Raw genomic sequence first — 12,882 nt, forward strand, 5'->3', positions numbered from 1 at the left:
GATGTCGTTTCAAAGAAGTATAAAAGTAGCTTTTGACAAAACTTCTGGAGAGATTCTTGAAGCCGATGATGTCTTTGACACGGCTAAAAATTCATTTGAGCTTCGCAGGCAGTATCATAGAGATGAAGTAGAACTCTACTGTTGCGAATGTGAACAAAAATTGAACGTTTCAGGTAGTAAGTATGATAGACTACATTTTAAGCATCAACCAAATGCGGCGTTCTGTTACTTAAAGGAGACCGACCTGTCGCAGGAGGAAACGGAACAATTGGCACAGCTTTATCGTGGAAAAGAAAGTGCAAGGCATAAAACACTTAAAAACAAAATAGCCGAGAAACTTTACAATTTAGATGGTGTTGATTCCATCTGCGTAGATGATACCTTTATTTACGATGGAAATGAAAAACGTAGGCCCGATGTGTATTGTAAATACTTGGACAAAGAACTCGTTTTCGAAATACAGCTATCCGATTTATCCTTGCGCTACATTTATGACCGACATGATTTTTACAAACGGAAAGGAGTTTTTCTGATTTGGATATTGGATGATTTTGACGTTCATGGCCGGCGACAAATGGAACGCGATATCAAATATCTTACGGATTTTCAAAACTTTTTCAAACTGGATGAATCTTCAGAACCTTTTAGATTGTTGTGTACGTACAAATATCCATTTCTAACGGAGGATAATAAATTGCTCAGCAAATGGATAGAAAAATCCGTCAGTCTTGGACAACTCAAGTTCAATGTTGAATCCTATCAGATTTATTATTTTGACTATGGGAAAAAGCTCAAGGTTAGAGAGAACGAACATGCCAAACGTCTTCAAAAGGAAAGAGAAGAGGAAGTCAAAAATAAAGAGCGTCGAAGGAAGGTAGTGGCTGAAGAAAAAACAAACTCTATAATCGATGACCTCCGATTTTTATGGAAAAATAAAGGGTATAATTTTTCTTCCATCGAAGAACAAATGGAAAATTTGGACGAATTCGAACTATCGATATTAAATAAATCCGATGCTTTTAAACCTAAAGATGGTCAACCAAGAATTCACCATTGGTTTTCAATAGCAAAAAAGGGTCATATCGGTTTCTTGGAACACATGATTGATAGTTCATATTTGGAAATCGACTTAAACGAAAAATCCAAAGACGACAAAACGCTTCTTGCAACTATGTTTGAAAACATAGCTATTGAACATAAGATGTGGCTTTTAAAAAGACTTATCCGAAAAGGATATAACTTAAAGAAAGAGGACGAAGCAATATTGGCCCAAATCGAAACAGACCCTATTGAATACGAATCGACATTAATAGTTTTTCATTTGGCAAATGAGCTAAATGGTTGTTATTTAATCGATGAACTTTTCGAACATAAACCCCTTGTATGCATAATTGAAAGCGCAAAAAGGGATAAGATTATTGGTTATCGATATCAAAAAACTCAATGGATAGCTTTTGCAAACAATGCTATACATAGTTACGCCGACTATTGGAGTTATATCGAAAAAGCCTTTAAGAACTATGGTATTTGGGAAAAATTGATGCTTTTGGACAAAAAGAAAACCTTTCAAAAAAAGTTGGCAAAGTTCCATGCTACGAATCCAAAACAGAAGGCTGATTGCCTACTCCTGCTAAATACCCTATATCCTGAATTGAAACATGATGATGAATCTGTATGGTATTTGAATTAGCACCAAAGGATTATTTCTTGTGTTTTGATGCGTAATTATAAATTGCCAATTTTTCAGCCTTTCAAGTTTTTGCATAGGCGTTGCATCAATTTTTTTATATTTTTGTACCGTGAAATTTTTAACAATCATATTGTCCTTTTACTTTTTGGCACTCAATGTAGTGGCCTGTGGCGATTCGGGAACGGCTAAAGACGATGCCCAGGTCGTTTCGGTAGTGGACTATGATGGCGACCACGATCAAGATTGTGAGCTGTGTTCCCCATTCTGCCAATGCCATTGCTGTCACGTACATACGATTGATTTTGGTATAATCGCTTTCACACCCTTACCAAATCCTATTTCACAGGAAAACTTCTCACACTTCGAGAGCGTTTCCGATGGAGTAGTATCTTCAGTATTACAACCCCCTAAAGTATAATTCAGTTTTTTAAGGATAGCTATATCCTTACGTGATGCTTTTCAAAGTAAGTATCACATTATAAACGCATTGCATCTATTTGCATTGCGAGGTTTAAACTGAATTAATACTTTTTCTATGATTAACAAAATCATTTCATTTTCCATTAATAACAAGTTTATTATTGGGCTCTTCATAGTGGCACTGGTAGGTACGGGCATTTGGTCTATGGCCACTATAAACCTGGGTTCTGTCCCCGATATTACCAACAACCAAGTACAGGTTATTACAGTAGCCCCGAATCTAGGCACTGAAGATATTGAGCAATTTGTAACCTACCCTGTTGAGTTGGCAATGGCCAACCTTCCTGACGTTATCGAGCTGCGTTCAGTATCCCGTTTTGGATTGTCAGTGGTTACCATCGTCTTTGAGGACGAAGCAGGCACCTATCTTCCTCGGCAATTGGTGCAAGAAAAATTAACCGAAGTCGCCGGGGAAATCCCTGAAGGTTTTGGTACGCCTTTTATGGCTCCCATTACTACGGGTCTGGGCGAAATATTCCAATACACCTTAAAGGTAAAAGAAGGATACGAAGATAAATACGATGCAATGGAACTTCGTACCATTCAGGATTGGATCGTTAAACGCCAAATGGCATTAGTGCCCGGTGTGGTCGAGGTCAATGCTTTTGGGGGCTATGTAAAGCAGTACGAAGTGGCCATAAACCCTGACAAACTAAAAAGTTTTGGCATTACCATGGGGCAGGTTTTTGAAGCCCTTAAAGTGAACAATGCCAATACTGGAGGTGCCTATATAGAAAAAAACCATCAGGCCAACTTTATTCGCGGAGAGGGATTGGCACGCAGTCTGGCAGATTTGGAAAATACGGTGGTTACCACCCAAAACGGAACTCCCGTATTGGTACGGGATATCGCCGAAAAAGTGGGCTATGGCAACCAGGTGCGTTATGGTGCGTTTACCCAAGATGGCCACGAATCCGTGGGAGGTCAGATTTTGATGTTAAAGGGAGAAAGCCCAAGTAATGTAATCAATAATGTAGAAAAACGAATTGACGAGATACAGAAATCGCTTCCCGAGGGCGTTTATATTGAACCGTTCTTAAGCCGTGCCGAACTTATAGCCAGGACCACAAGTACGGTAGAGAAGAACTTGATTGAAGGTTCATTGATTGTGATCTTTGTGCTTGTACTGCTCTTGGGGAGTTTACGTGGCGGATTGATTACCGCTTCGGTAATCCCGTTATCATTACTCTTCGCATTTATCCTGATGAAACAGTTCGGCGTATGGGCAAATTTAATGTCCCTTGGTGCCATCGATTTTGGGATTATCGTGGATGGCGCGGTAATCATTGTGGAAGGTATGGTATTGCATATCCATCAACGGATGAAAAAATCAAAAGCAGCGATAGGTCAGGCCGAAATGGACGAAATGGCATACGAATCGGGAAGTACGATGATGAACTCTGCCTTTTTCGGTCAGCTTATCATTCTTATCGTATTTACACCGATCCTTTTCCTTACTGGAGTTGAAGGAAAGATGTTCCGTCCAATGGCATTTACCTTTGGTTTTGCCGTACTTGGGGCGATTATCCTCTGCCTTACCTACGTACCTATGGTTTCGGCCTTGTTCCTGAAACCTGCAAAAAACCCGGACCATTGGTTCGCCAAATTTGAAAATAGTATCGATAGGTTCAGTGATAAAATCATGGCAGGGTTGAACAAAGCGTATAAGCCATTGCTTTCGTTTGCATTGCGTTTTAAGGCAGGTATTGTTTTAGGGGCAGTTGCTTTACTGGCAATCGCAGGATTTATTTTTAGCACTATGGGCGGGGAGTTTATCCCAAAGCTGGATGAAGGCGATATTGCCATGCAGGCCCTGATAAAACCGGGCAGTAGCCTTACCGAATCCATTGAAGCTTCAAAAAAACTACAAAATCTGGTAAATGAATTTCCCGAAGTGAAGACCATGATCTCGAGGATCGGGGTGGCAGAAATCCCTACCGACCCCATGCCCATGGACATTGCCGATAGCTACATCATCCTTGAAAAGGATAAGAGCAAATGGACCAGTGCGGAGAGCAAGGAAGAACTCATAGAAAAAATAAAGGAAAAGATTTCGGTTATCCCCGGTGTGAACTTTGTGTTTACCCAACCCGTAGAGCTCCGTTTCAATGAACTGTTGACGGGTGTGCGGGAAGATGTTGCCATCAAGATCTATGGTGAGGACCTGAATGTTCTGGCCGAAAAGGCGCAAGAAATGGCGGCAATCATACAAACCGTAGATGGCGCTGGTGATGTACGGGCGGAAGCGACCAGTGGCCTGCCACAGATGACCGTTGTCTATAACCGGGCAAAGATGGCGCAATACGGGGTTACCATTGACAAGCTCAACGATTATGTGAGTGCCGCCTTCGCAGGGGAATCGGCAAGTGTCATATTCGAGGGCGAAAAGCGCTTTGAAGTGGTCATCCGTCTGGCCGAGGCCTATCGAAAGGATATCAACAACCTTAAAAACCTGTACATAGACCTGCCCAGTGGTAACCAAGTGCCCCTAAAGGAATTGGCGGACATCAGCTATAAACCCGGGCCCATGCAGATTTCCAGGGACAATACCTACCGGCGAATCTATGTGGGGGTAAACGTTCGGGGCAGGGATGTCAAGTCCATGGTCGAGGAGGTTCAGCAAAAGCTCGATGCCCAGTTGAAACTGCCCCCGGGCTATTATATAACCTATGGCGGTTCTTTTGAGAACCTTCAAAGGGCGACCGACCGATTAATGATCGTAGTGCCTATTGCACTGTTCCTAATTTTCATATTGCTCTACTTTGCCTTGAGCTCGTTCTCACAGTCGGTAATGATTTATATGGCAGTACCCCTGGCAGCCATTGGTGGCGTGTTTGCCCTTTGGATACGGGGAATGCCATTCAGTATTTCCGCAGGTGTTGGGTTTATCGTGCTCTTTGGGGTAGCGGTATTGAACGGATTGGTACTGATCAACAAATTCAATGATTTAAAAGAAAGTGGTATGACAAATTTAAAAGACAGGATATACGAGGCAACCCACGAGCGCTTGCGCCCTATATTGCTTACGGCAACGGCGGCCATTATGGGCTTTATCCCAATGGCGATTTCTACCTCGGGAGGTGCTGAAGTGCAGCGACCATTGGCAACCGTCGTTATTGGTGGCTTGATTACGGCAACCTTTTTAACATTGGTAGTAGTCCCGGTACTTTATAGTTGGTTGGAATCCCGTAAGGAGCGTAGAAATAATGGTGACGATACGGGTTATATCAAAAAAAGTCAAGCCATCATTCCAGTTTTATTGTTGGTTGGAGGATTTTTATCATCTGGTAACCTATCGGCCCAAAACAATCCCATCGCTCAAACCTTGACTTTGGATGAAGCTATAGCAATGGCAAGGGAAAATTACCCCACCCTTAAGGAAGGGCAAGCGTTCATAGACAGGGAACAGGCCTTGAAGGGCACCAGTTTTGACCTGGGCAGCACGTTTTTATATGCCGGCAGGGAAGACCAAGGCCTGAATCAGGGAAGACTGCGTACCTTCGGGGTACAACAGGGCAACATTGACCTGCTCTCCGGGTTTTCAAAATCCAGGTTCTATAAGGAACGCACCAAGCTGGGCGAGAAATTCTATGACCTTAGTGAGCAGCAGCTGGTACGGGATGTGATGCAGGCCTATTACGAGATTGCCTACAATAAGGCCCGCCTGAAACTCGCCGAAAGGCTGGACAGCATCTATGCCGATTTTGAAAGTGCGGCCAAATTGAGGTACGATAGCGGTGAGACCGGAAAACTCGCCTATATTTCGGCTACCTCGGAGTACCAACAAATACAGGTATTAAAGCAACAGTCCTATGATGATATCGAGATCGCCAAAAGGGCATTGAAGCAATATCTGGGAATCGATGGTTCCATTGATACGATGGATGGGCCTTATGGGATCATAAACCCAATATCGGTTGTGGACACTTTGGATATAAGCAATAACCCGTTGCTGCAGTTCGACCTTCAGAACGCAGCAGTGGGCAAAGCGAACGTAAAGGTCGAAAAATCCCAGTTCCTGCCAAAGTTCAGTCTGAGCTATGACAATCTCAAGTACAATGATGTTACGGGGTTCAATGCCTATCAGGCGGGCATCAGCATCCCTTTGTGGTTCCTTCCGCAAAAAAATAGGGTAAGGGCGGCCAAGGCAGATGCCATGGTGGCCGAAAACCAGTATTTGACACAAAAGGCGACCACCGAGAGCCTGGTCTCCCAACTGTACAAAGCCCAGGACAAAACGTTGAAGTCGTTGAGGTACTATGAACAAGCGGCACTGCCACTGGCAGAGGAACAATTGACCACTGCCGAACTGGCAAACAAGGAAGGTGAGATAGACTACATTAGCTATATCACCATCCTCAACAGTGCCATCAACATCAAAATAAACCATTTGGATTTCATCAACCAATATAACCAACAGGCCATTGAGATACAATATCAATTGGGCAATCTATAATCTTAAAAAGAAAGAAAAATGAAGAATATACTATTAGTTAGTACCGTATTATTGACACTTATGTTTCTGAGCTGTAACGATGCCCCAAAATCCGAGCTTGGGCATAACGAAACGGAAGGCGTATCAAAAACCGAAGCTAGTGGAGAAGATGCGCATGGCGAAGAAGGCCACGAAGAGGAAGAAGGGGAAGAAGGTGTTGTAGCAATCTCAAAACAACAGGCCGAAACCATCGGTCTGGAAACGAAACCTCTGGAGGAACGTAATTTAGGGAACAACATTAAGGTAACAGGAACACTCGAACTCTTCCCACAGGACAGGGCAAACATTAGTCCCTTTATTGGTGGAAATGTTAGCTCGATCAAGGTAGTACCGGGCAACATTGTGCGCAAGGGACAGGTGTTGGCCTATATAGAACACCCGGATATCATCGCCATGCAACAGGAATACCAGGAAAAGAATGACGAACTGGTATTTTTAAAGCAGGATTTTGAGCGCAAAAAGACCCTCTATGACAAAGGGGTTTCCTCTGGCAAGGAATTCCAAATGGCGCAATCCAAATTTCGTTCCACCACTTCCAGTGTAAACGGCCTAAAGTCCAAACTACGCTTGTTGGGACTGGACCCTTCCAAAGTGGCCGAAGGGGAGATCTATTCTGCCATCCCCATTATTACGCCCATTAGTGGCTATGTGGGCGAAGTAATGGTAAGCCTGGGCGATTATGTGGCCCCACAATCCAAAATGTTCTCGATAAGCGATAATTCGAAAATCTATGTCAATTTCAAAGTATATGAAAAGGACATCAAGCAGGTCAAGGAGGGACAACAGATTTATTTTTCAACAGCCTCAAAACCTAATGAATTGTTAAAGGCCACCGTGCGTTCCATAGGGCAGACGTTTGAGAGCGACCCAAAGGCCATAGAGGTATTGGCAGATATCGAGAATAAAGACAAGGACCTTTTGCCCGGAATGTATGTGGAGGGAAGAATTGTACAAGGAGAAAAATCAGGCTTTGCTGTTCCCGAGGAAGCTATTGTCCAGGAAGGTGAACAGTCTTATATCTTCATCATGGATGAGGATGAAGAACCTGTTGAAAATAAAATGAAATATAAACGCATCCCCGTGAGCACGGGGGTCAACGATCTGGGGTTTGTAGAAGTTAACCTGCCTGCAGGAACACCCGAAAATATCAAAATAGTAACAAATGGGGCCTATACTCTTTCTTCAGAAATGGTGAAAGGCGAATTGGAGCACGGACATTAATTCTCTAAAAATCAAGGATTTTGATTCCGAGTTTGTTTATCGACTTAATTTAGTTAGTTAAAAATTAAAGAACAGGCTCGGTTCAAAATCGATTAAAAATTTAAACATTTTAAAAATGAAAGAAATAAAAGCATTTGTTAAACCGAACAGGATACAAAGGGTCATCGAAGCCCTTAGCGATAAAGGTTTTAAAAGTATGACGCTTTCACAGGCGGAGGGTACTGGAGCATTCAAAGCAAAAGGCGCGAAGCCCTCATTGGATTTTCACGTAACCGATAGTCCGGTGGTAAAAGTGGAGCTGGTATGTCAAAATGAAGAAGCACAATCGGCAATCGATATTATTACGGAAAACGGTAAAACGCCCGACCCAGGGGACGGTATCATCTATTTATCGGATATTGAGGATGCCTTCCAGATCAAAACGGGGGAATCCTTAAAACGGTACGACCTCTGACCCATCGCACATGGAAAAAATCGTCAAAAAATTGGAGAGCAAGGGAATACGACCCACACCGATGCGACTGTTGACCTATAAAAAGTTACTGCAAAGCGAGGTAGCCATCAGTTTGGGAGAGCTAGAGAATTTTTTCGAGAAATCGGAAAGGAGCACCCTTTTCCGGACGATGAAAACATTTGAGGAAAAAAATATTGTACATCAGATAGCGGACGGTACAGGGATTATGAAATATGCACTCTGTGAGGAAAACTGTGGATGTGAGGTGGGCAGCGACCTGCACCTACATTTTCACTGCACCCAGTGTAACGAGACCGTTTGTTTGACCGATCGTAAAATCCCACAGGTAAACCTGCCTCAAGGATATATGGCAGACGATATCAATCTGGTCGTAACGGGAGTATGCAATAAATGCAGTGGCAATTTGGAGTAGCCTTAAAGGCCAATAACATCAAAAGAATACGACGATGATAGCAATCTATAAAAAAGACCAAATCATATATACCATCGCAGATCAAGAAATGGATGCCGATGATGGGGCGACCTTGGTCAAGGCCCTGAATGAACATTTGAAAAGCAATGAACAAGCCGCTTGGTATATGGAAATGGAGCCTCGCAAAAAAGGAGTGAAGAAAAGCAGCGGTGAGAGGTTGGATTTTTCCTTTCCCGAAGAAACACGGCTTAAGAAAATAGCCTTGGTGGGCGAAAAAACTTGGCAAGAACGGTTTACCGAATCGTTATTACCGTTTAGCGAAGCCCATATAAAATATTTCGGACCTGAAGATGGAAACATGGCCAACAACTGGCTCGAACAAACAAGCAATAGCAATAGTAACTGAAACATGAATCTTTAAATCTAGAAAATTATGATGGACAATTGGTATTTTGGGGGAATGCACTGGATATGGTGGGGGTTATGGATAATCCTCATCTTCTGGATATTTTTAATTCCCTACCCCACACCGGGACAGAAAAACAGAAAGGACAGGGCAATGGAAGCCCTGAGGGAGCGGTACGCCCGTGGCGAAATCGACGAAGAGGAGTTTGAGAAACGCAAGACGGTCTTGTTAAAGAACAAAAAATAACAGTGTTTTGCTTTTGACCGAACGACCATAACACCGTTATCTATGCAAAGAAAAAAAATAGGGATATGGCTTTTGGCAGGCTTTGCCTTTGGACTGTTCATCATTCAGCCCTTGGGACTATCACTTTACTTATATGATGAAAGAGGAGATACTGGTAACTGGTACGTACTTTTTTTAAAAACCATTAAAAACACGATACGCTTTGGTGATTTAGACCAAATATTCAAAAATGTTTTGTTCGGGATTATGGGCAGCAGCCTTGTCTTTATGGTTTTTCTAAGAAATAAAATTTTCATTTTAACAAAGAAAAGGAATGACGGCAATGCAATTATAGCGCTTATCAAAGATGGCGAAAATCAGTTTGTGGAATTCAAGGCTACCCTGAGGTGGGATTTACGTCAATCCAAAGTGAATAAACAGTTGGAATTTGTTATTGCCAAGACCATTGCGGGCTTTATGAACACCAACGGTGGTAAATTGCTTATAGGAGTAGATGATAACGGCAACATCCTTGGTTTAAATCAGGATTTTGAAACTTTGAAAAAACCTGATAAAGATGGTTTTGAGCAATACTTGATGCAGTTGATAGCCCTAGAATTGGGCACCCATTTATGTACGGCTGTAAATGTATCTTTTTACAGATATGGAGAAAATGACGTGTGCTACATAGAAATAGCCCCGGCCAAAACACCGGTCTATCTAAGTCAGGACGGGAGGTCACGGTTTTATATTAGAACGGGCAACGGAACGCGCGAACTCGATTTGCCCGAAGCCTTGGTATATATAGGTAAGGAAAAGGAACAGTACAATTAAATACGGGAGGCTATCGGGAGGTGTGGGATGGATTATTTGCAATTCCGTTGCACGTATATGAATACTAACTTTATCAGATGTTGCAGATTACAGACATAAAGAGCGAAAATGTGGTTGCCACAATTGCTAGCGGTAAACTCAGCCAGCATGATCTTGAAAAAATACACCCGCTTATCCATAGTATTCTTGAAAAAGGATTAAAGGTTCGGTGGTATTTTGAGATGAACGATTTTCAAGGGTGGCACATAGAAGGGCTATGGAAAGATTTCACTAAAGATGTTGAACACGAAAAGGAGTATGAAAAAATAGCATTGGTCGGCGAAAAAAAGTGGCGAAAGTGGGCCACCCAATTTATGAAACCGTTTTGCAATGCCGAAATCAAATATTTTGGTCCAGACCAAAAACAGGAAGCCAAAATATGGATTGAAAGTAACTGATGATAGGGCATTGGATGATTAACTAAAGAATAACTAAAAAATAAACTGATATGGGATTTTTAAAACATTTATTTAGAGGCTCCGGATATGGAGGCCATCATTCCCGCGGACATCACAATAAACGCGGTTATGGCTATAGGGAAGATAGTTCAGATGCAAAGGTTATGATTCGTTGCACGGCCTGTGGTGAGAAAAATGAAGAGAGCGCAGCCTTTTGTAAAAAGTGCGGTTCACCTTTAGGCAAGTTTAAGTGTAGCAACTGTAACGAGAGTGTGCCGGTCGAGGCAAAATTTTGCCCTAATTGCGGTACTGAAGTAAAACAATAGATGAAATACTATCTTTTAATAATCCTGTTTTTTGGTTTCCTGAAAGCGAACGCCCAAAAAATTTACAGGACCGAAGAAGGCCACGTTGAGATGATGGCAAGGGTCGATAGTGTAACCTTTAAGGCAGAAAGTCACAAACTGGCATTATATCTCGACTATGATTCCAAAGTGGTCAGTGGGGTACTCGACCTTAAAACGCTATCGACCAACAACCCTGAAATCAGCGCAATGCTGGAAAGGCAGGAAGACCCCTTGATGCTTCGGTTTACCGGTACGGTGCCTTCTGCTGATTTTTTGTCAAAACGGCACGACCCTATCGACTTTAATTGGCTGATAGATGTTACTTATCAAGGAAAAGCCTTTAAATCACAATTTAAAGCAACCATTACACATATTGAACAAGGTGTAAGTATGTCGTGTTTGATAAGTGCCAGAGGACAGGTTTTGGTGGCTGATACAGGCTTGGATTCCATCATAAAAGGTATCGATGATGCCATAGAGGTGCAGTTTGCACAAATGGTTTTGAAAATGGACAACCAGTAATTTAATAAAAAAATATGGGAACTTGGAACGATAGGCTATATCATAAAATATTCAATAGTACGGTAATAATGATGGTAATCGTTACAGCCTCTTTGGGTATAGGAATGATGGGGTATCATTTTTTGTTGGGCTTAAGTTGGATAGATAGTTTTTTAAATGCCGCAATGATTCTTACGGGAATGGGACCATTAGACGAAGCAAATACCAATGCCGGCAAACTTTTTTCTGGGATTTATGCAATGTATTCTGGAATCGTCTTCCTTTCTGCCATTGCTATTTTCATCTATCCAATTATACAAAAAATAGGAAAGAAGTTTGAGCACCAGCATAAACAAGAATGAAAAGTATAAACGGAAATTACCAGCAAACAATTTTAAAACATAAAAATAAACAAACAAAATGCTCTTAAACAAACGGATATCCATCTGGTCCTTTCTTAAATACATTAAATATGACATTATATTTATTGTGTTTTATGCCATAACTATGGGTATTTTAGACCAATTCGGTTTTCTAAGTAAAATTTCGATACCTATAGCCGTTACAGGGGTTTTCGGGACTGCTGTGGCACTACTGTTAGGTTTCAGAACCAATCAAGCCTATGAACGCTGGTGGGAAGCCCGTATTATTTGGGGCGCCATTGTCAACGACTCTCGTACTTTGGTACGACAGGGCATAACCTTTTATGACCGACAGGATAGTCAGTATGAATTTAGGATTAAAGAAATAGTTTTACGACAAATTGTGTGGTGCTATGCACTGGGTGAGTCCTTAAGGAAAGTGGACTTTTCCCCTAAGGTAGCTAGCTATTTAAAAATTCAGGACATTAATGACCAAAATGTTCCCAATGCTATTCTATTAAAACATTCTGAAGCCTTATCAGAAGCCCGCAACGATAAGGCAATCAATAAATTCCAACAGGTACAAATTGACAGTACTGTTGCGCGTCTTTGCGATTCAATGGGCAAATGCGAAAGGATTAAAAACACGGTATTCCCCAAGGCACATAGCCTGTTGATCCACCTCATCATTTATGTTTTTGCCACAATGCTTCCGTTTGGTTTGTCCGATAATTACCTCTCTGTGGAAATTGGCCTTACCATCGCTATCCCTATCATCTTTATAGCCATTGAGAAAACATCAATTTTAATGCAGGATCCCTTTGAAAACAACCCAATGGACACACCAATGACCGATTTGGCCCAAACTATAGAAATCAATTTAAAGCAGATGACAGGTGATGAGGACATCCCACAGAAAAAGAAACCTGAAACATATTACGTTTTATAATAATAAGGTGTAACCTGAATTAACGCTAATAGCCGGATTGGAGGGCTG

Annotated in this window: 14 protein-coding genes; all 14 read left to right on the top strand. The window is 41.9% G+C overall.

Going from position 1 to position 12,882, the window contains the following annotated elements:
- Position 1 precedes the first annotated feature (1 nt).
- The 14 genes from CJ263_RS11655 to CJ263_RS11720 all read left to right on the top strand — a co-directional run bounded on the left by CJ263_RS11655 (position 2) and on the right by CJ263_RS11720 (position 12,834).
- Complete coding sequence (locus CJ263_RS11655; RefSeq protein WP_094997437.1) at positions 2-1,690, top strand: DUF6035 family protein; 1,689 nt, start codon at positions 2-4, stop codon at positions 1,688-1,690.
- A 109-nt stretch (positions 1,691-1,799) separates the two neighbouring features.
- Positions 1,800-2,108, top strand: coding sequence for a DUF6660 family protein (locus CJ263_RS11660; RefSeq protein ID WP_094997438.1), 309 nt, complete (start codon positions 1,800-1,802; stop codon positions 2,106-2,108).
- 117 nt (positions 2,109-2,225) lie between these two features.
- Positions 2,226-6,626: a CusA/CzcA family heavy metal efflux RND transporter gene (locus CJ263_RS11665; RefSeq protein WP_094997439.1), complete on the top strand. Its 4,401-nt coding sequence runs from the start codon at positions 2,226-2,228 to the stop codon at positions 6,624-6,626.
- Between the two features lie 18 nt (positions 6,627-6,644).
- Positions 6,645-7,886, top strand: a complete 1,242-nt coding sequence (locus tag CJ263_RS11670) for an efflux RND transporter periplasmic adaptor subunit (protein ID WP_094997440.1) — start codon at positions 6,645-6,647, stop codon at positions 7,884-7,886.
- A gap of 115 nt (positions 7,887-8,001) precedes the next feature.
- Complete coding sequence (locus CJ263_RS11675; protein WP_036383461.1) at positions 8,002-8,340, top strand: P-II family nitrogen regulator; 339 nt, start codon at positions 8,002-8,004, stop codon at positions 8,338-8,340.
- A 10-nt stretch (positions 8,341-8,350) separates the two neighbouring features.
- Positions 8,351-8,773: a Fur family transcriptional regulator gene (locus tag CJ263_RS11680; RefSeq protein ID WP_094997441.1), complete on the top strand. Its 423-nt coding sequence runs from the start codon at positions 8,351-8,353 to the stop codon at positions 8,771-8,773.
- 34 nt (positions 8,774-8,807) lie between these two features.
- Positions 8,808-9,179, top strand: a complete 372-nt coding sequence (locus CJ263_RS11685; RefSeq protein WP_094997442.1) for a SpoIIAA family protein — start codon at positions 8,808-8,810, stop codon at positions 9,177-9,179.
- A gap of 27 nt (positions 9,180-9,206) precedes the next feature.
- Positions 9,207-9,425, top strand: a complete 219-nt coding sequence (locus CJ263_RS11690; protein ID WP_094997443.1) for an SHOCT domain-containing protein — start codon at positions 9,207-9,209, stop codon at positions 9,423-9,425.
- Positions 9,426-9,467: 42 nt separating this feature from the next.
- Positions 9,468-10,238, top strand: coding sequence for an AlbA family DNA-binding domain-containing protein (locus CJ263_RS11695; protein ID WP_094997444.1), 771 nt, complete (start codon positions 9,468-9,470; stop codon positions 10,236-10,238).
- 77 nt (positions 10,239-10,315) lie between these two features.
- Entirely contained in the window at positions 10,316-10,675 is a 360-nt protein-coding gene (locus CJ263_RS11700; protein ID WP_094997445.1) for a SpoIIAA family protein, read from the top strand.
- 164 nt (positions 10,676-10,839) lie between these two features.
- A complete protein-coding gene (locus CJ263_RS21455) occupies positions 10,840-11,001 on the top strand; it encodes a zinc-ribbon domain-containing protein (protein WP_394339924.1) in 162 nt (53 codons plus the stop codon).
- Positions 11,002-11,544 carry a hypothetical protein gene (locus tag CJ263_RS11710; protein WP_094997447.1) on the top strand — a complete coding sequence of 181 codons (543 nt, stop codon included), beginning with the start codon at positions 11,002-11,004 and terminating at the stop codon, positions 11,542-11,544.
- A gap of 14 nt (positions 11,545-11,558) precedes the next feature.
- The gene (locus CJ263_RS11715) at positions 11,559-11,885 is read left to right on the top strand and encodes a hypothetical protein (protein WP_027392783.1); all 327 of its coding nucleotides are present in this window, start codon (positions 11,559-11,561) and stop codon (positions 11,883-11,885) included.
- 58 nt (positions 11,886-11,943) lie between these two features.
- Entirely contained in the window at positions 11,944-12,834 is an 891-nt protein-coding gene (locus tag CJ263_RS11720; protein WP_094997448.1) for a bestrophin family protein, read from the top strand.
- Positions 12,835-12,882: the final 48 nt, after the last annotated feature.

The organism is Maribacter cobaltidurans, from assembly GCF_002269385.1.
GTDB lineage: Bacteria > Bacteroidota > Bacteroidia > Flavobacteriales > Flavobacteriaceae > Maribacter > Maribacter cobaltidurans.